This is a genomic window from Flavobacterium branchiarum (genome assembly GCF_030409845.1).
Classification (GTDB): Bacteria; Bacteroidota; Bacteroidia; order Flavobacteriales; family Flavobacteriaceae; genus Flavobacterium; species Flavobacterium branchiarum.
Map to the genome: position 1 here is coordinate 1,327,296 of NZ_JAUFQQ010000005.1, position 17,192 is coordinate 1,344,487.

Annotated in this window: 21 protein-coding genes; 14 read left to right on the plus strand and 7 right to left on the minus strand. The window is 32.9% G+C overall.

The genetic code is table 11. The features are described from left to right. Positions 1 to 132: 132 nt before the first annotated feature. Positions 133 to 555, plus strand: a complete 423-nt coding sequence (locus tag QWY99_RS17640; protein ID WP_290267036.1) for a helix-turn-helix domain-containing protein — start codon at positions 133 to 135, stop codon at positions 553 to 555. A gap of 103 nt (positions 556 to 658) precedes the next feature. On the opposite strand, the gene QWY99_RS17645 is transcribed toward QWY99_RS17640, so the two are convergent. Next, positions 659 to 1,684: a LacI family DNA-binding transcriptional regulator gene (locus QWY99_RS17645; RefSeq protein WP_290267037.1), complete on the minus strand. Its 1,026-nt coding sequence runs from the start codon at positions 1,682 to 1,684 to the stop codon at positions 659 to 661. Between the two features lie 231 nt (positions 1,685 to 1,915). Here QWY99_RS17645 and QWY99_RS17650 point away from each other — a divergent pair, with 231 nt between their 5' ends. The 7 genes from QWY99_RS17650 (at position 1,916) to QWY99_RS17680 (ending at position 7,371) form a co-directional block, all read left to right on the plus strand. Further along, positions 1,916 to 2,668, plus strand: a complete 753-nt coding sequence (locus QWY99_RS17650) for a ferritin-like domain-containing protein (RefSeq protein WP_290267038.1) — start codon at positions 1,916 to 1,918, stop codon at positions 2,666 to 2,668. A 28-nt stretch (positions 2,669 to 2,696) separates the two neighbouring features. Then, entirely contained in the window at positions 2,697 to 3,509 is an 813-nt protein-coding gene (locus tag QWY99_RS17655) for a ferritin-like domain-containing protein (RefSeq protein ID WP_290267039.1), read from the plus strand. A gap of 192 nt (positions 3,510 to 3,701) precedes the next feature. Further along, entirely contained in the window at positions 3,702 to 4,157 is a 456-nt protein-coding gene (gene rplM, locus QWY99_RS17660) for a 50S ribosomal protein L13 (protein ID WP_290267040.1), read from the plus strand. Then, a complete protein-coding gene (rpsI, locus tag QWY99_RS17665) occupies positions 4,157 to 4,543 on the plus strand; it encodes a 30S ribosomal protein S9 (protein WP_007808909.1) in 387 nt (128 codons plus the stop codon). The genes rplM and rpsI overlap by 1 nt, the downstream gene beginning before the upstream one ends. Before the next feature lie 174 nt (positions 4,544 to 4,717). Further along, positions 4,718 to 5,500, plus strand: coding sequence for a 30S ribosomal protein S2 (rpsB, locus tag QWY99_RS17670; RefSeq protein WP_290267041.1), 783 nt, complete (start codon positions 4,718 to 4,720; stop codon positions 5,498 to 5,500). A gap of 135 nt (positions 5,501 to 5,635) precedes the next feature. Then, positions 5,636 to 6,598, plus strand: coding sequence for a translation elongation factor Ts (tsf, locus tag QWY99_RS17675; protein WP_290267042.1), 963 nt, complete (start codon positions 5,636 to 5,638; stop codon positions 6,596 to 6,598). Positions 6,599 to 6,807: 209 nt separating this feature from the next. Continuing rightward, positions 6,808 to 7,371 (plus strand): hypothetical protein, encoded by a 564-nt coding sequence (locus QWY99_RS17680; RefSeq protein WP_290267043.1) that lies wholly within the window; start codon positions 6,808 to 6,810, stop codon positions 7,369 to 7,371. Between the two features lie 181 nt (positions 7,372 to 7,552). Here QWY99_RS17680 and QWY99_RS17685 read toward each other — a convergent pair whose 3' ends face one another. After that, on the minus strand, positions 7,553 to 9,682 hold the full coding sequence (locus QWY99_RS17685) for a M3 family metallopeptidase (protein WP_290267044.1): 2,130 nt from the start codon (positions 9,680 to 9,682) through the stop codon (positions 7,553 to 7,555). 163 nt (positions 9,683 to 9,845) lie between these two features. Between QWY99_RS17685 and QWY99_RS17690 the strand changes: the two genes are divergently transcribed. The 4 genes from QWY99_RS17690 to QWY99_RS17705 are packed head-to-tail and all read left to right on the plus strand — an operon-like array spanning position 9,846 to position 12,212. Then, positions 9,846 to 10,526: a queuosine precursor transporter gene (locus QWY99_RS17690; RefSeq protein ID WP_290267045.1), complete on the plus strand. Its 681-nt coding sequence runs from the start codon at positions 9,846 to 9,848 to the stop codon at positions 10,524 to 10,526. After that, positions 10,523 to 11,167: a hypothetical protein gene (locus QWY99_RS17695; RefSeq protein WP_290267046.1), complete on the plus strand. Its 645-nt coding sequence runs from the start codon at positions 10,523 to 10,525 to the stop codon at positions 11,165 to 11,167. The genes QWY99_RS17690 and QWY99_RS17695 overlap by 4 nt, the downstream gene beginning before the upstream one ends. A gap of 21 nt (positions 11,168 to 11,188) precedes the next feature. After that, positions 11,189 to 11,641: a lipocalin-like domain-containing protein gene (locus QWY99_RS17700; RefSeq protein ID WP_290267047.1), complete on the plus strand. Its 453-nt coding sequence runs from the start codon at positions 11,189 to 11,191 to the stop codon at positions 11,639 to 11,641. A gap of 10 nt (positions 11,642 to 11,651) precedes the next feature. Further along, a complete protein-coding gene (locus QWY99_RS17705; RefSeq protein WP_290267048.1) occupies positions 11,652 to 12,212 on the plus strand; it encodes a DNA-3-methyladenine glycosylase I in 561 nt (186 codons plus the stop codon). A 78-nt stretch (positions 12,213 to 12,290) separates the two neighbouring features. Here QWY99_RS17705 and aat read toward each other — a convergent pair whose 3' ends face one another. The 3 genes from aat to QWY99_RS17720 form a co-directional block, all read right to left on the minus strand. After that, positions 12,291 to 12,932, minus strand: a complete 642-nt coding sequence (aat, locus tag QWY99_RS17710; protein WP_290267049.1) for a leucyl/phenylalanyl-tRNA--protein transferase — start codon at positions 12,930 to 12,932, stop codon at positions 12,291 to 12,293. 71 nt (positions 12,933 to 13,003) lie between these two features. After that, entirely contained in the window at positions 13,004 to 13,375 is a 372-nt protein-coding gene (locus tag QWY99_RS17715) for a DUF3127 domain-containing protein (RefSeq protein ID WP_290267050.1), read from the minus strand. 23 nt (positions 13,376 to 13,398) lie between these two features. Beyond that, on the minus strand, positions 13,399 to 14,283 hold the full coding sequence (locus QWY99_RS17720; RefSeq protein WP_290267051.1) for a flavin reductase family protein: 885 nt from the start codon (positions 14,281 to 14,283) through the stop codon (positions 13,399 to 13,401). A 157-nt stretch (positions 14,284 to 14,440) separates the two neighbouring features. On the opposite strand from QWY99_RS17720, the gene QWY99_RS17725 reads away from it, so the two are divergent. Then, on the plus strand, positions 14,441 to 15,595 hold the full coding sequence (locus tag QWY99_RS17725; RefSeq protein ID WP_290267052.1) for a sensor histidine kinase: 1,155 nt from the start codon (positions 14,441 to 14,443) through the stop codon (positions 15,593 to 15,595). A gap of 68 nt (positions 15,596 to 15,663) precedes the next feature. Here QWY99_RS17725 and QWY99_RS17730 read toward each other — a convergent pair whose 3' ends face one another. Together QWY99_RS17730 and greA are read right to left on the minus strand one after the other, a co-directional pair. Beyond that, a complete protein-coding gene (locus QWY99_RS17730) occupies positions 15,664 to 16,050 on the minus strand; it encodes an HIT family protein (RefSeq protein WP_290267053.1) in 387 nt (128 codons plus the stop codon). Positions 16,051 to 16,094: 44 nt separating this feature from the next. Continuing rightward, positions 16,095 to 16,571, minus strand: a complete 477-nt coding sequence (greA, locus tag QWY99_RS17735; RefSeq protein ID WP_290267054.1) for a transcription elongation factor GreA — start codon at positions 16,569 to 16,571, stop codon at positions 16,095 to 16,097. A 154-nt stretch (positions 16,572 to 16,725) separates the two neighbouring features. On the opposite strand from greA, the gene QWY99_RS17740 reads away from it, so the two are divergent. Continuing rightward, positions 16,726 to 17,142 (plus strand): Rieske (2Fe-2S) protein, encoded by a 417-nt coding sequence (locus QWY99_RS17740; protein WP_290267055.1) that lies wholly within the window; start codon positions 16,726 to 16,728, stop codon positions 17,140 to 17,142. Positions 17,143 to 17,192: the final 50 nt, after the last annotated feature.

Consider the following 17,192-nt stretch of genomic DNA (forward strand, 5'->3'; position numbering starts at 1 on the left):
TTTCTTAATTCAAAAATCTTCCTTTTGTTTAATTTAGCATTAGAAAACAATACATTATTATGTATCATACTATATAAATGATGTTTTTTACCTATTATCAATTTTCTTATTCTTAATGATTATCTTTGAATTATGAGCACAGCAACAAAACCAAACCATATAGGACGACAAATTAGCCGTATTCGCGAACTAAAAGACATGAAACAGGAAGCTTTGGCACAAGCTTTAGGTGTATCTCAACAAAGCGTTTCTGCTATAGAGAACAGCGAAACTATAGACGACGAAAAACTAAAAGATGTGGCAAAAGCTCTGGGAGTAAGTGTAGAAGCTATAACGAATTTTTCAGAAGAAAATGTAATTAATTATTTTAACAACTTCTACGACAACAGTAGTGGCGGAAACGGAATATTCAATTCCAATAATTACAATTGCACATTTAATCCATTAGATAAATTAATGGAAGCTGGTGAGGAAAACAAAAAACTTTACGAACGCTTACTTCAATCTGAAAAAGACAGAAACGAAGATTTGATGAAATTATTAAAAGGAAAATAGTCCTTTATATAGGATATAAAAAACCTCAAGATTTTCAAACTATCTAAATTATACATAGAGCAAAAAAAAATCCGTTCAATAAACTGAACGGATTTTTTTGTTATTATTTTTTTCGAGTTGACTCTCTTTCTTTTAGTACTGTTTTGATTACTATGGTTTCGTAATCGCTAGTCTCTCCTTCTTTTTCTTCTAATCTCGAAATTAATCGTTTAGCAGCTACTTCTCCAATTTCTATTCCGTGTTGACTTATTGTAGTCAGACTTGGTGATAATCGTCTTGAAGCCAAAATTCCATCAGCAAAGCCTATTATTGATATATCTTCTGGAACTCTATATCCTTTTTTCAGACTAACTCTTAAAGCTGCTACCGAATCATTTTCGTCTAGAGCAAAAATAGCATCGATTTTATTGTCGAAAATAGCATCGATTTTACTTTTCATATCCTCTTCTGAATCTGTACGAAGAATGATATTTTCATTTACAGGAATATTATTGTCTGCTAATGCTTTCAAATAACCGTCTGCTCTTAATTTCCCAACACTTAAATTATCTACAGAAGAAATCAAAGCGATGTTTTTACATCCTAAATTAATTAAATGTTGTGTTGAGTTTAAAGCTGAGTCAAAATCATCAACTATTACTTTATCACATTCTACACCTTCTGCAATTCTGTCGAACATTACAATTGGTGTTCCATCATTTATTATTTCTTTAAAGTGATTGTATTCTTGTAATTTTTGAGCTTCTTCTGAAACTGACAATATAAATCCATCGATAGTTCCATTGCTCAACATTTCTAGTGTATGAATTTCTTTTTCTAAAGACTCATTCGAAATACAAGTAATCACATTATATCCTTTTTTATCTGCTACTTTTTCGATACCACTAAAAACTTTAGCGAAAAATGAGTTTAATATATTAGGTATAATAACTCCGATCGTTTTTGTTTTACGGTTTTTTAAATTCAAACCAATAACGTTCGGTTTGTAATTTTTTAGTTTGGCATACTCTTTAATTTTAATTTTAGTCTGTTCACTAATTTCAGGACTATCATTAAGTGCCTTAGAAACTGTAGACACGGAAACATTAAGTTCTTTTGCGATTTGTTTTAGAGTTGCTTTAGCTTTCATTATTAAGATAATTTTATTGAATTAATACAAATATAGTAGAAATACGGAAATTAAAATAATAAACCGACAAAACATGCTTTAAAATTTCAAGTAATTACACCACTCTCATAAAAATCTTAAAATTCTTAAAAAAAAGCAAAAAAATTAAAACCGCCCTTCTAAAAATTTCGTTTATAACTATTTACGCATGATTATAATTACTATTAATAACCATTTTAAAGAAATTGAATTATGAAAAATGAAGTTAAAATTCACGAAGTTAACCCCCTATTAAATAACAGGAGGAGTTTCCTTAAGATCAGTGGCCTAACACTTGTTACTACCGGCTTACTTTTGGCTGGATGTAGCCACGATGATGATAATGATGATATTCCAATTGACGACACTTCGTTACCTGGAATTAGAAATGGTGTCTTCGATCTAGGATCTGGAGATTTTGGCGTTTTAACATACGCATATGCATTGGAACAACTAGAAGCAGATTTTTACACTAAAGTTGTAAATGGATCAAGCTTTAATTCTGTTTTTAACGATATCGAAAAACAAGTACTTACTGATTTATATCATCATGAAGTAATTCATAGAGATTTTTTTAAAGCTGCTTTAACAGGAGCCCTTCCTAACCCAAGTAAACAATTACTTCCTACTTTATCTTTTAACTATGGAGCTCTAAACTTTAACAGCCGTACAGATGTACTTGCAACTGCTAAAGCGCTTGAAGATACAGGAGTTGCCGCATATAATGGTGCAGGAAAATTAATTAAGAGTGCAGACTATTTAGTATTAGCGGGAAAAATTGTTTCTGTTGAAGCAAGACACGCATCGGCTATTAGAAGCTTAATCAACCCTAATTCCGCAGATTTTGCGGGTGACGACATTGTAAATCCAACCACTGGATTAGATGTAGCGAAAGACCCTTCAAAAATTCTTCCTATTGCTGGCAGTTTTATAACAACTCCATTTACTGCTAAATACTTACCTTAAATCCAAACCTTTTTAAATCTTAGAAATTATGAATATATTAAAATTTATAGAAACCTTTGCCGACGAAAGCGCAATGAGAAGTACAGGTTCAAGAAGAGATAGCTTTACACAATTTGGAAACATCGGAAAAACTTTAGCAATAGCCTCCATCCCATTCGGATTATCTTCATTAGCAAATAAAGCCTTGGCCAAAGATATAACTGCAACTCCTGCAACTCCAGTAGGAGCGTTGCAATTTGCATTAACATTAGAATATCTAGAAGATGAGTTTTATACTATGGCATTAGATTCAGGAGTAATACCTGCCTCTGAAAATGGAGGTCGCGATTTAAAAGTTTTCCAACAAATTGCAGCTCATGAATCTGATCATGTAAAATTTTTAATTGCAGGATTGGGCGGAACTGCAAGTGCCAACTTTGTACCAAAACCTACATTTGACTTCACAGTTGGAGGAGCATTTGATCCATTTAATGATTATCCAACATTTTTAGCATTAGCACAAGCCTTTGAAGATACAGGAGTAAGGGCCTATAAAGGGCAAGCAGGAAATTTAATTTCAACACCCGATTTACTAACTGCTGCGTTACAAATACACTCTGTAGAGGCACGCCATGCATCAGAAGTACGTCGATTACGCGGACTAAAGGGATGGATTAGCGGTAATGAAAGAGGAGCAGGAATGCCTCCAGCTACTCAAGCAGTATATGATGGGGAACAAATTACAATGCAAGCAGGATACAATACAGCTACCTTATTTGGAGCTGCGGCAGGATCAGAAGCATATGATGAACCGCTTACAACACAACAGGTTGTAGACATAGCAAATTTGTTTATTGTGTAACAAAATTTACTCCAAAATATCCGAACCATCTCTACTTAATTGTAAAGGTGGTTTTTTTATTCTTTTAAATAAAAACATATCACCTGATTTTCAGCATTTAAAATAATCTTTTAAGGTATTTGTATTTAAAATAATTAATTGTACTTTTGCAACCCCTTTATTGGGGATGGAATGTTTAATTAAAATAATATTATGGACGCATTAAGCTACAAAACAGTTTCAACTAGCAAAGCCACTGTAACGAAAGAGTGGATTGTTGTAGATGCTGATGGTCATAACTTAGGTCGTCTTGCTTCAAAGGTTGCAATGATCTTAAGAGGTAAGTACAAGCCAAGTTACACACCACACGTTGACTGTGGAGATAACGTAATTGTTATCAACTCAGAAAAAATTAACCTTACAGGTAAAAAAATGGATGACAAAATTTACATGCGTCATACAGGTTACCCAGGAGGACAAAGAACTTTAACTGCTAAAGTATTGCAATCAAAAAACCCTGCATTATTAGTAGAAAAAGCAGTAAAAGGAATGTTACCTAAGAACAAATTAGGAGCTGAACTTTTCAGAAATTTAAATGTTGTTGTAGGATCTGAGCACAAACAAGGAGCTCAAAAACCTAGAACTGTTAACCTAAACGATCTTAAGTAATGGGAGTTATTCACAAAATCGGTAGAAGAAAAACCGCTGTTGCACGTGTTTATGTTTCAGAAGGAACAGGAAAAATCACTGTAAACAAAAAAGAATTCGCAACCTATTTCCCAACTGCAACTTTGCAATACAAAGTTTTACAACCAATGTCTATGACAGAAAATGTAAACAACTTTGATGTAAAAGTAAACGTTTACGGAGGTGGTTCAACTGGTCAAGCAGAAGCTGTAAGAATGGCATTAGCACGTGTTATGTGTGAAGTAAATGCTGAAAACAGAGCTATCTTAAAACCAGAAGGTTTATTAACAAGAGATCCAAGAATGGTTGAACGTAAGAAATTCGGTCAGAAGAAAGCTCGTAAGAGATTCCAATTCTCTAAACGTTAATATTACCTGTCTTGTTCATTACGAACAAGGCATCTCAATTATTATTGAATTTAAAAAAAACAGTTGTTGTTGCTCTCCTATCGAGGTAGGAAATAGTTTAGCATCTAAATGTATAAAGCCTGGGAAACCGCCATTTATGCATTGCTAATCAACAGAACGTAAACTAGTACAAAAATGGCAAACAAAATAGACGTAAAAGAATTACTAGAAGCAGGTGTTCACTTTGGACACATGACTAGAAAATGGGATCCAAACATGGCTCCTTACATTTATATGGAGCGTAATGGTATTCACATTATCAATCTATATAAAACTGCAGCAAAAATTGAAGAGGCTAATGAAGCTTTGAAAAAAATCGCTGCATCAGGTAGAAAAATATTATTCGTAGCTACCAAAAAACAAGCTAAAGACATCGTTGCTGAAAAAGCAAAAGCTGCTAACATGCCTTACATCACTGAAAGATGGCCTGGTGGAATGCTAACTAACTTCGTAACTATCCGTAAAGCTGTTAAAAAAATGGCTACTATTGATAAAATGAAGAAAGACGGTACTTTCATGACACTTTCTAAGAAAGAGCGTTTACAAGTAGATCGTCTTCGTGCTAAACTAGAGAAAAACTTAGGTTCAATCGCAGACATGTCTAGACTACCTGCAGCATTGTTCGTAGTAGATATTAAAGCTGAACATATCGCAATAAAAGAAGCACAAAAATTAAACATTCCAGTTTTCGCAATGGTGGATACTAACTCTGATCCTAGAGAAGTAGAGTATGTTATCCCATCAAATGATGATGCTTCTAAATCAATTGATAAAATTTTATCTTTAGTTACAGCTGCTATCGTTGAAGGTCTTTCTGACAGAGGTTCTGACAAAGAGACTGAAGCGTTATTACCTGCTACAGAAGAAGCTGCTCCTGCTGCTGAAGCTGTTGAGGCTCCTGCTGAAACAAAAGAATAAATAAACATTTAAATTCCAATTTTTAAATTCCAAATCCCATAAAGAATTAGAAACATTACGTTGATAATTTGATAAAATTGGAATTTGAGATTTAAGGATTGGAATTTTTACTTTTAACTCATAAAAACACACAATATGGCAACAATTACTGCTGCAGACGTAAATAAATTAAGACAATCTACAGGTGCTGGAATGATGGACTGTAAAAAAGCTTTAGTTGAAGCTGATGGAGATTTCGATAAAGCTATACAAGTTCTTAGAGAAAAAGGACAAAAAGTTGCTGCTAACCGTTCTGACCGTGAGTCTTCTGAAGGAGCTGCTGTTTCTTTCATCAATGCTGACAAAACTAGAGGAGTTATCATAACTTTAAACTGTGAAACTGACTTCGTAGGTAAAAATGAGGCTTTCGTAACTTTAGCAAAAGAATTAGTAGAAAAAGCGATCAACTTCTCTTCTAAAGAAGAATTTTTAGCTTCTGACTTCAACGGAATGACTGTTGCTGAAAAATTAATTGAGCAAACAGGTGTTATCGGTGAGAAAATCGAAATCGGTGGTTTCGAAATTTTAGAAGGTGCTTTCGTTGGATCTTACGTTCACGTTAACAAAATTGCTGCTTTAACTGCAATTTCTGCTCCAGTTGCTAACGCTGAGACTTTAACTAAAGATATCTCTATGCAAGTTGCATCTATGGGTGCTGATACATTATCTTACAAAGATTTTGATCCTGCTTTTGTTGAATCTGAACTTGCTGCTCGTATTGCTGTAATCGAAAAAGATAATGAAGAAGCTAAACGTTTAGGAAAAACTTTAAAAAATGTTCCTAAATATATCTCTTTCTCTCAATTGACTCCAGAAGTTATCAAACAAGCTGAAGAAGATGCTAAAGCTGAATTAAAAGCTGAAGGTAAACCAGAACAAATCTGGGATAAAATTATTCCTGGAAAAGTACAACGTTTCATCTCTGACAACACTACTTTAGATCAAGAAAAAGCTTTATTAGATCAAAACTTCATCAAAGATGACAGTAAAAAAGTTAGTGATTATGTTAAAGGATTCAACGTTGAAATTACAGGTTTCAAAAGAGTTTCTTTAGGATAATCTATATTCTAAATGATATATAAAAAAGGTTGGAAGAAATTCCAACCTTTTTTTAGTTTAAACAATAACTGTGTGAATTAAAAATGATGGCATTTTAAAATGCCATCATTTTTTTGTTTTACTATATTCAACCCATCAAGAGTTCGCCTGAACAACAAATTTCTTTATATAAAAAAGATTATATTTGGAAATAACACTTATAAAATAAAATGATGAGGATAAATTATTTTTTAGTCATTCTGCTTTCTGCAATGGGTTCCGTTATTGCGCAAAATAAGAATGCTCAAGATGACTTTTGGAAACAATTACAAGCACATTGTGGTAAAGCTTACTCAGGTAAATTAAGCACAGAGCCTGCACCCAAAGATTTTGCAGACAAAAAACTATCTATGTACGTAATGAGTTGCTCAGATATAGAAATTAAAATTCCTTTTTATGTAGGCGATGACCATTCTAGAACTTGGGTATTTACTAAAACAAAACATGGAATTCAATTAAAACACGACCATCGCTTAAAAGATGGATCTGAAGATAAGATTACACAATACGGAGGTACTACAACAAATACAGGCGCAAAAGATATTCAATTCTTTCCAGCTGATCAGGAAACTACTGACTTAATTCCTGCTGCAGCCGCTAATATTTGGTGGGTAACAATAGACGGAAATGAATATACATACAATTTAAGAAAGGCCAATTCTCCAAATCATTTTCAAGTCCGTTTTGATTTAAGCAAAGCCATTCCTGTACCCGAAAGACCTTGGGGACACTAAGCAAATAAACATGCTTACAGACTAGATATTTAAAACCAGCCCGATATAAAAGCTGCTTTTATTTATTTATTTATTTATGGCTACACCAACAATGGTGGCAACCAAAATTAAAGTCAATAAAAAAGTCGGAAGAAGAATCTTCCGACTTTAACTAGACATAAAAGTCTCGTATTCTCAATAATTATTTTTTTGACTTTGCAACAGGAGCATCAAAACCTCTTGCTTTCATTAAAGCATTAATCTCAGGGTTATGCCCCCTGAAAGATTTGTACGCTTCTTCTTGATCTGTTGTATTACCAACACTAAAGATCTTATCATGTAATCTTTTTGCTACCTCTTTATCGTAAGGTCCTTTTGCATCAGTAAATGCATCGTAAGCATCTGCACTGATAACATCTGCCCATAGATAGCTATAATATCCACTAGCATATCCATCACTTGAGAAAATATGTCCAAATTGCGGAATACGATGACGCATTACGATTTCTTTAGGCATTTTAAGTTTTGTCAATGTTTCTTTCTCAAAGGCAGTAGGATCAATAACTGCATCACCAGCTAAGTGCAATTTCATATCTATAAGTGAACTTGAAATTGTTTCTACAGTAGAAAAACCTTCATTAAATGTCGCTGCTTTTGCAATACGATCTACTAAATCTTTAGGAATTGGCTTGCCTGTTTTATAATTTAAAGCAAATTTATTCAACACTTCTGGAGTTTCTAACCAACGCTCTAAAATTTGAGATGGAAACTCTACATAATCTCTAGCCACAGCAGTTCCTGAAAGAGTTGGATAAGTTACATTCGAACATAAACCATGTAATGCATGACCAAATTCATGAAATAAAGTCGTTGCATCTGTCCACGAAATCAAAACTGGCTCATTATCATTTCCTTTAATAAAATTACTATTATTAGAAACAATCGTAAGAACTTCACCATCCATTTTTTGTTGCTGTCTATACGCATTCATCCATGCCCCAGAACGCTTTCCTTTACGCGCATATGGATCAAAATACCATAAGCCTACTACTTTACCAGTTTTTAGATTAGACACCTCCCAAACTCTTACATCTGGATGATACACTGGAACATCAGTTATTTGTTTAAATTTCAAATCAAATAATTCACCTGCAACCCAAAACATTCCTTCACGCAATTTTTCAAGCTGAAGGTATTCTTTTACCTCATTTTGATCTAAATCGTATTTTGCTTTTCTAACTTTTTCAGCATAATAACGATAATCCCAAGGTTCTATTTCAAACTTACCCCCTTCGGCTACTACAATCTTTTGCATGTCTGCAACATCTTTATGAACTTGAGCCACAGCAGGCTCCCAAACAGCCTCCATTAAAGCCATAGCTCTATCTGGTGTTTTTGCCATTCTATTCGTTAAATTCCAATGTGCAAAAGTAGGATAGCCCAAAACTTTTGCTTTTGCAGCACGAAGCTGTAATATTTCGACCAAAGTCGATTTATTATCATGTTCATCACCATTGTCTCCTCTGTTTACAAACATTCTCCAAACTTTCTCTCTTAATCCTCTATTAGTAGAAAAAGTCAAAAAAGGCTCTACAAAAGAACGCGTATTGGCAATGCATCCTAAATTGGAAAGTTTTCTTTCTTTGGCTTGAGCCATAGCAGCTTTTTTTATCTCTTCTGGCAAACCATCAAAATCAGCTTCACTTGATAAGGCAACATATTGGTCATTTTCTTCTGCCAATAAATTTTGACTGAATCGTGAAAACAGCGTTGACAATTGTTTGTTGATTGCACCAACTTTAGCCTTATCAGCATCACTTAAATTAGCTCCTTGCTTATTAAATTCAGTATGATATACCCATATAAGTCGTTGTTGCTCGCTAGTTAATTTCTTTTTATCTGGAGAGTTATAAAGTTTTTCAATTCTACCAAACAATTTTCTATTTTGATAAAAATTGGTGGATTGCGCGGCTAACAATGGCTCAATATCTTTTTTTATTGATAGTAATTCTGGAGTACTACTATTCGAAGAAAAAATTCCGTAAACGGTCATTACCCTTGATAACGTTTTTCCAGAACGCTCTAATTGAGCAATTGTATTAGCAAAAGTTGCAGGCTTTGTGTTGTTTGCGATAGCATTAATCTCATCGTTCTTTTGCTTAATAGCTACATCAAAAGCAGACTTAAAATCAGCCACTTTATACTCAGTAAATGCTGGTACACCACCATACGGTCCTGTCCAGTTTTGCAATAATGGATTTGTAGCGTTTGTTTGTGCTTGAACAGAAGTTAAAGAAGTAGCCATAATTAGAATTGTAACAATTTTTTTCATGTGCATTATTTAATATTTTAAAAACAAATATAACAATCAAATATTACTAATGATTGATTTTAACAGAGAGATAGAAATCATTTGAAAACTCATCCCAACTATCTATTTTATAAAAATAAATACTCAGAATATTATCTTAAATTTGAAAAGTAAAACTTTATTTATGTTTAAAACAAAAAAAGAGATTGTTTTTGTAATCCTTGCCGGAATTTTTATTACCAATGCCGTTGTGGCTGAATTAATTGGAGGAAAACTAATTCAAATTGGTCCATTTGTAATGAGTATTGGAATCTTGCCTTGGCCTATTGTTTTTTTGACAACCGACCTAATCAATGAGTATTTTGGAGAAAAAGGCGTTAAAAAACTCTCACTTATAACTGCTTGTTTAATTGCTTATGCCTTTATTATATTATTTATGGCAATGGTAGTTCCAGCCGCAAAAGGAATAAGCCCGGTAAACGACGAACAATTTCAAGCTGTATTCGGACAAAGTATGTGGATTATTGTAGGTAGCCTTATTGCATTTATGGCATCACAATTAATAGATGTTTGGATATTCTGGTTTTTCAAAAAAAGAACAGGTGAAAAGAAAATTTGGCTTAGAACTACTGGATCAACGGTAATCTCACAATTATTCGATTCTTTTATTGTTTTAGGAATTGCATTTTGGTTGCCTGGAAAAATAGATTTTGACACTTTTATTTCATCAGGATTAACTGGTTATACATTTAAACTTGCTGTTGCCGTTTTACTAACCCCATTAATTTATCTTGGTCATCATTTAATTAAAAATTACTTGAAAGAAGATCATCCAAAAGAAAAAAAAGAGAATAAAGTCGCATGAAACATTATATTACCTTTTTATTGATTTCAATTATATGCTTGCAATTTAGCTGTAATAAAAACGATAGAGAACAATTATTAAAATCAACATCAAACGTTACCGAAAGAATAAAAAACATTTCAAAAAGTACAATAGAAACAATAAGCTCTGTTAAAGATTCAATTACAAAAACGATAATAACATCTGTCAAGACAAATAGCTATAAAACACTTGAAGAAGAAACTACCGTCTCAAAAGATAGCATACAAATAGAAAATCTAGAAAATGAAAATCTTAAAGGTTTTATCTATTTCAAAAAATTGCTCGCTACTTGTAAAACAGGCGAAACGCTAACACAAAAAGAGTTAATCGAAAACCATAATATTCCAAAAGATGGAGTTAAATTAATAAAAAGCATTACCAAAACTGCCGAGGATGAAATCGATATCAAGTGGAACAACACTTGGTTTATTGAAAAAATTTCGGATGCTAAATTTGCCGATGCACGAATAAAAATAAAGTTTGAAGCTAACAAAATGTATACTTCTGGAAAAGCTATTGGAATAAAATACAATAAGAAAATTTACAACGACCTAACAATCATTGGGACTTCTGCCTACATCCCTTCTGTAAAAGGCTACCACTGGAAAATTGGAAAATAAACAACAAAGTAAAAAATCAAAATGAAAAAATTAGGTATTCTTCTTTTCTTCTTAATAACAATAGGATTAACTTTCTTGAGCTGTAGCAACGACGATAATAACAATGTGAGCAATGCATCAATTTTTGGTAAATGGGAGTTTTCTCAACATGGAATCGGACCTGTTGGTAAAGAAATTTTTACAGATCGTGTAAATACTACTGAATGTGGCAACGATTATATGGAATTTCTCTCTGATGAAACATATAAAGTTGTACTATTTAGAAAAGACAATGGACAATGTAGTACTTCTGAAGACAATGGAAAATACACAAAAATCGGATCGACTCTTTCTCTTAAAAAGGGTAACATCGAAAATTTGGAGCCAGCAAATTCAGAAATTATAGCACTAAATAAAACTACTTTAAAGATTAGAGTTATATCTCAAGTCGAAAAAGAGACTGTTTCACAAATTGTAATATTTAAAAAAATATAATTTAAATAAAATGGATCTAATAAGATGCGGCTGGTGTTCATCCAGCGATTTATACAAAAAATATCATGATGAAGAATGGGGAGTTCCTGTCTATGACGATGCTTCCTTGTTTGAATTTTTAATTCTTGAAACTTTTCAAGCAGGATTAAGTTGGATAACCATATTAAACAAAAGAGAGAATTTCAGAAATGCTTTTGATCATTTTGATTACAAAAAAATAGCACATTACTCTGAAGACAAAATAGAATCACTACTACAAGATGCTGGGATTATTCGTAACAAATTAAAAATACGTTCGGCTGTAACCAATGCGCAGGCATTTATAAAAATACAGGAAGAATTTGGAAGTTTTTCTGATTATATCTGGAAATTCACTGATGGCAAACCCATCGACAATAACCCCAAAACTTTGAAAGACGTTCCTGCCACTACTCCTCTTTCTGATGCTATTAGTAAAGATTTAAAAAAAAGAGGATTTAAGTTTGTAGGTTCAACCGTTATTTACGCAAATATGCAAGCTACTGGAATGGTTAATGATCATATCGAAGATTGCTGGACACGAACCAAATAAAAGAATTTTCAGTCGCAGTTTTAGTCGTTTTTTAGGAATTAAACTAAAGATGAGTTGAACAAACATTTTAAAGTACAATCATATCTCATTATTCAAAATTTGCATGAAGACCTCACGGTCTATCTCTCGGCATCCTAAACTTTCCAGATGCGGATTATAAACCTGACAATCTAAAAGCTCATAATTTTCTTCTTTTAATTTATCTACTAAGGCTATAAAGGCTACTTTGGATGCATTGGACACTTTTGAGAACATACTCTCTCCACAAAAAACATGTCCTAAATCTACTCCATATAAACCACCTACTAACGCATCGTTTTCCCATACCTCAACAGATTTTGCAAAACCCATTTCATGAAGTTTACAATAGGCTTCGATCATATTATTAGAAATCCATGTTCCATTTTGACCATCGCGTTTTATCTTTTGGCAATTTGAGATTACATCTCTAAAATTCTGATTGAACGTAATCTTAAAACTATTTCTATTAAGAATGTTACGCATGCTTTTAGACACTATTAATTCATCCAAAAACAAAACCATTCTAGGATCAGGTGACCACCAAACGATAGGCTCACCTTCATTAAACCAAGGAAAAATTCCGCTACGATAAGCCAATTGTAATCGTTCGGTTGATAAATCACCTCCAATAGCCAAAACCCCTTCATAATTGGCTTCTGATACTGGTGGAAAAAACAAAACTTCAGATAAATGATACATTTTGAGTAAAATATAAAACCCGACAAATTTAAAAAATGTCGGGTCGTTATTATAAAATCAGAACCTATTGATTAAAATGGTAAATCGTCTGGTTCGTCTTCATTTAAGTTTGTTGCTGGAGCAAAAGCTTCTGCAGCTGGCATCGGAGGCGTTTGAGCTGGAGCAGCAGTATCTAATTTTTCAATTCTCCATCCTTGAATACTGTTAAAGTATCTTGTTTCTCCTTGTGGATTAACCCATTCTCTTCCTCTTAAGTTAATTGAAACTTTTACTGGATCTCCTGTTCTATAATTACTCAACAAATCGCATTTATCTTGAGTAAATTCGATCATGATATGTTGAGGATATTGCTCTTCTGTAGTTACAACAAGTTCTCTTTTCTTGAATGATGCACTAACTTGTTGTTCTGGATTAACAACTTTTACTTTTCCTGTAACTTCCATCTCCGTTTTTATTTAATTGTTATTTATTTTTTTATTTTTTTAGCCAAAAGTACTTTCCAAGCCGATATTACATCGTTTTCGTCTAGATACTTTTTAGCTTCTTGGTGTACTTTTACGGCATCATCTGAGCTCAATACTCCTTTCACAGAAAAGTTTTCTTTCACAAATATACTAACTTCTTCTGTTGTAGGCAAGGCTTCTATATTACCAAGTTTACCTAAATCGTTCCCATCAAAAACAGGGCTTGTTTTTACAAAATCTGGCACAGCGTCCACTCCTACTCCTAAGGTTGTAAGCGGTTTTTCGACTTCAAAAAGCCCTTGATTTGATCTTGAATACCAATTACTTCCTAGACGAGAAACCAAGTCTATTTTATATTGATCTATTGCTCCATTTTCATCTAATATCTCCTCGTGAATATGAATTTTAACTACTTCACAAAGAATCAGATTCCCTGCTCCCCCTTCTGTCCCTAATGGAATTATTTGGGTTACTTTACATTCAAATTGTACAGGAGATTCTTTGACTCTATACGGTTTAACAATATCTGATGCTATTTGTGTTAATCCCGCTTTTATAAATTCATTTACTCCATCACCATATTCTGTACTCGCCAATGATGTTTGTTGTACAATATCATAATTAACAACATTTATAACTACTTCGCGCGTTACTTCGGCATTTATTAAAGTGTGTTTTATAGAATTATCACGTACTCTTCGAGATGGTGAGAAAACTAAAATTGGCGGATTAGCACTAAAAACATTAAAAAAACTAAATGGAGACAAATTCGGATTTCCGTCTTTATCTACAGTACTTGCAAAAGCAATAGGCCTCGGTCCAACCGCACTTTGTAAATAGCCTTGCAATTTTGCTGTTGGAATTTCCTTTGGATCGATACTAATCATAGTCTTGTTTTTCTAATCGTTTTTAGAAGACAACAAAAGTACATAAATCGTTTAAGTTTCAAAAGAAGTCTATTCATTTTAAAAATAAAAATCTTTGTTTGCATACAAAATATATAGTGTGTTTATTTCGTTATATTTATACCTCAAAATTTAATTTATGTTTTTTTCAGAAAGAAGAAATACAACCCGCTGGATCATTATTTGCGCTTCCTTTTTGATTATTTCCTTAATCCTTTGGAACACTTACACCTTTTTTCAGATTTTTAAAAACGAAGAACGGCTAAAAATGAATCTTTGGGCAAATGCTCAAAAAACGTTGATTAATGCTGATGAGAATAGTGATATGGAGTTACCATTACTAATCTTTAGCAACAACACTTCAATTCCTATTATTTTAACTGAAAAAGACAGCATTATAAGTGCAATAAACATTGATGAAGCTATCATAAAAGATAAAAAAGGAGCAACATCGATTTTAAACAAATTAAAACGAGAAAATGAAGCAATTGTAATCGAATATGCTCCTGGGAAACATCAAGAACTTTATTATGGTAATTCGGAACTATTGAATAAACTAAAGTATTACCCAGTTGCTTTGCTATTGATTATTTTCTTATTTGCAGGTTTGGTATACAATTTTTATAGAAGTACAAAAATGGCTACCCAAAATAAGCTTTGGGCAGGAATGGCTAAAGAAACAGCCCATCAAATAGGAACTCCCCTGTCTTCATTGATTGGTTGGGTCGAATTATTAAAGACTGAAAATATTGATGAATCAATTACTTCTGAAATTGAGAAAGATATTGAACGCTTACAAACTATTACGGATCGTTTCTCGAAGATAGGATCTACTCCTGTACTTGAAAACAAAGATATTATTCAGGAAACGTTAAACACCTATGATTATCTACAATCTCGTTTTTCTAAACAAGTTAATTTTACTTGCCAGATGCCCGACACTCCAATTATGGTTATGATTAATCCAATTCTTCATAGTTGGACTATCGAAAATCTAGTAAAAAATGCTATTGATGCTATGAAAGGAAAAGGTAATTTGACATTAAAAATTGAACAAGATGGTGAGGTCGTAAAAATAAATGTTTCGGATACTGGAATCGGAATTCCCAAGAGCCAATTTAAAACCATATTCGAACCTGGTTTTACAACCAAAAAAAGAGGTTGGGGATTAGGACTTTCGTTGACAAAAAGAATTGTTGAGGAATACCATAGCGGTAAAATAAAAGTCCTACAATCTGAAGTAGGCAAAGGAACAATCATTCAGTTGAACTACAGAATAAATTCTCCTTCATAAAAACAAAAAACCACAAACTCATTTATTGAATTTGTGGTTTTATTTTATTTAAAACTTGCTAATTAAGTTTATAAGTTCGCCTGAATACTTTTGGCTAAATCTTCAAATTCTTCTTTAGTAAGTGTTACTTTATTATGGAAACGCATTTCATCCATTTCGTTAAGCGGAATCAAATGTACGTGTGCATGAGGCACTTCAAGTCCTACTACAGCCATTCCTACTCTTTTACATGGAACTGTTTTTTCTAATGCAATAGCTACTTTTTTAGAAAACTGCATTAAGCCAAGATATAGTTCGTCATCCATATCAAAAATCTTGTCGATCTCTTGTTTTGGAATACATAGCGTATGTCCTTTGGCATTTGGATTTACATCTAGAAAAGCCAAGAAATTAGCGTCTTCAGTAATTTTATAACTTGGAATTTCTCCGTTTACTATTTTGGTAAATATGCTCATTTTTTTAGATTATTAGACTTCTTAGATTGTTAGACAATTTAGACTTAGTCTCTTGTGATTTCAAGGATTTCAAATTTTAAAACTCCATTAGGAACAGTGATTTCAGCAACTTCTCCAACAGATTTACCAAGCAATCCTTTTCCTATTGGAGAAGTAACTGATATTTTCCCTGATTTTAAATCTGCTTCACTTTCTGCAACAAGCGTATAGGTCATTTCCATACCGTTGCTTTGGTTTTTAATTTTCACATTAGAAAGCACCAATGCTTTAGAAACATCTAATTGCGACTCATCGATTAATCTAGCGTTTGAATACACCTCTTCTAACTTAGAAATTCTCATTTCAAGCAAGCCTTGGGCTTCTTTAGCCGCATCATATTCGGCGTTTTCAGATAAATCACCTTTATCTCTTGCTTCGGCTATATCTTGAGATGCTTTTGGACGCATTACACTTTTTAAGTGTTCCAATTCATCTTTTAATTTTTTTAATCCTTCTGCTGTATAATAAGATACTTTACTCATAACTTCATCGTTTATATAAATAGAAAAAATCCCATCGGGACGGGATTCTTATTACAAATATACTATTATTTTTAATAGTACATAATTATATGTTAATCATATAGATTTCAAATCTAATTAAATTATTTTTGTTTCACTAATTCTTTTTACAATAATGAAAAAAATCTGGCTTTTACCCCTGTTTATCATCTTACTAGTATCTTGCAGCAATAGCCGTGAGAGAACCAAGAACCCAAATATTCCAAATTATTCGGTGAATCTTACTGTAGATACAAATTTACCTTTGTATAGTAACTTAAAATTTCCTAGCAGTCCTGTTTACATTCCTAATTATGGTGCAAAAGGTATAATTATAATGAGAACTGGCGAAGGAACGTATAATGCTTTTGATGCCGCCTGCCCCAATCAAGCCTTAGCAAGTTGCAAAGCTATGACTGTTGATGGTATAATGGCCGTTTGCTCTTGCGATAAAAGCAAGTACAATCTATATACAGGATTAGGCGATCTTGAGTATCCTATGAAACAATATCGTGTCGACGCCGCCGGAAATGTATTGCGCATCTACAATTAAAACCAAAAAAGCCTGAAAGTTTAAAATTTTCAGGCTTTTTACATTTTAAC

What these genes read in the sequence shown, in the direction of transcription:
- tsf (WP_290267042.1), top strand. Translation starts at nt 5,636, where the DNA reads ATGGCAACAATTACTGCTGCAGACGTAAATAAATTAAGACAATCTACA.
- QWY99_RS17685 (WP_290267044.1), bottom strand. Translation starts at nt 9,682, where the DNA reads ATGAAAAAAATTGTTACAATTCTAATTATGGCTACTTCTTTAACTTCT.
- QWY99_RS17650 (WP_290267038.1), top strand. Translation starts at nt 1,916, where the DNA reads ATGAAAAATGAAGTTAAAATTCACGAAGTTAACCCCCTATTAAATAAC.
- rpsB (WP_290267041.1), top strand. Translation starts at nt 4,718, where the DNA reads ATGGCAAACAAAATAGACGTAAAAGAATTACTAGAAGCAGGTGTTCAC.
- QWY99_RS17640 (WP_290267036.1), top strand. Translation starts at nt 133, where the DNA reads ATGAGCACAGCAACAAAACCAAACCATATAGGACGACAAATTAGCCGT.
- QWY99_RS17715 (WP_290267050.1), bottom strand. Translation starts at nt 13,375, where the DNA reads ATGGAAGTTACAGGAAAAGTAAAAGTTGTTAATCCAGAACAACAAGTT.
- QWY99_RS17655 (WP_290267039.1), top strand. Translation starts at nt 2,697, where the DNA reads ATGAATATATTAAAATTTATAGAAACCTTTGCCGACGAAAGCGCAATG.
- QWY99_RS17720 (WP_290267051.1), bottom strand. Translation starts at nt 14,283, where the DNA reads ATGATTAGTATCGATCCAAAGGAAATTCCAACAGCAAAATTGCAAGGC.
- QWY99_RS17700 (WP_290267047.1), top strand. Translation starts at nt 11,189, where the DNA reads ATGAAAAAATTAGGTATTCTTCTTTTCTTCTTAATAACAATAGGATTA.
- QWY99_RS17740 (WP_290267055.1), top strand. Translation starts at nt 16,726, where the DNA reads ATGAAAAAAATCTGGCTTTTACCCCTGTTTATCATCTTACTAGTATCT.
- QWY99_RS17690 (WP_290267045.1), top strand. Translation starts at nt 9,846, where the DNA reads ATGTTTAAAACAAAAAAAGAGATTGTTTTTGTAATCCTTGCCGGAATT.
- QWY99_RS17695 (WP_290267046.1), top strand. Translation starts at nt 10,523, where the DNA reads ATGAAACATTATATTACCTTTTTATTGATTTCAATTATATGCTTGCAA.
- rpsI (WP_007808909.1), top strand. Translation starts at nt 4,157, where the DNA reads ATGGGAGTTATTCACAAAATCGGTAGAAGAAAAACCGCTGTTGCACGT.
- QWY99_RS17725 (WP_290267052.1), top strand. Translation starts at nt 14,441, where the DNA reads ATGTTTTTTTCAGAAAGAAGAAATACAACCCGCTGGATCATTATTTGC.
- QWY99_RS17730 (WP_290267053.1), bottom strand. Translation starts at nt 16,050, where the DNA reads ATGAGCATATTTACCAAAATAGTAAACGGAGAAATTCCAAGTTATAAA.
- aat (WP_290267049.1), bottom strand. Translation starts at nt 12,932, where the DNA reads ATGTATCATTTATCTGAAGTTTTGTTTTTTCCACCAGTATCAGAAGCC.
- QWY99_RS17645 (WP_290267037.1), bottom strand. Translation starts at nt 1,684, where the DNA reads ATGAAAGCTAAAGCAACTCTAAAACAAATCGCAAAAGAACTTAATGTT.
- rplM (WP_290267040.1), top strand. Translation starts at nt 3,702, where the DNA reads ATGGACGCATTAAGCTACAAAACAGTTTCAACTAGCAAAGCCACTGTA.
- QWY99_RS17680 (WP_290267043.1), top strand. Translation starts at nt 6,808, where the DNA reads ATGATGAGGATAAATTATTTTTTAGTCATTCTGCTTTCTGCAATGGGT.
- greA (WP_290267054.1), bottom strand. Translation starts at nt 16,571, where the DNA reads ATGAGTAAAGTATCTTATTATACAGCAGAAGGATTAAAAAAATTAAAA.
- QWY99_RS17705 (WP_290267048.1), top strand. Translation starts at nt 11,652, where the DNA reads ATGGATCTAATAAGATGCGGCTGGTGTTCATCCAGCGATTTATACAAA.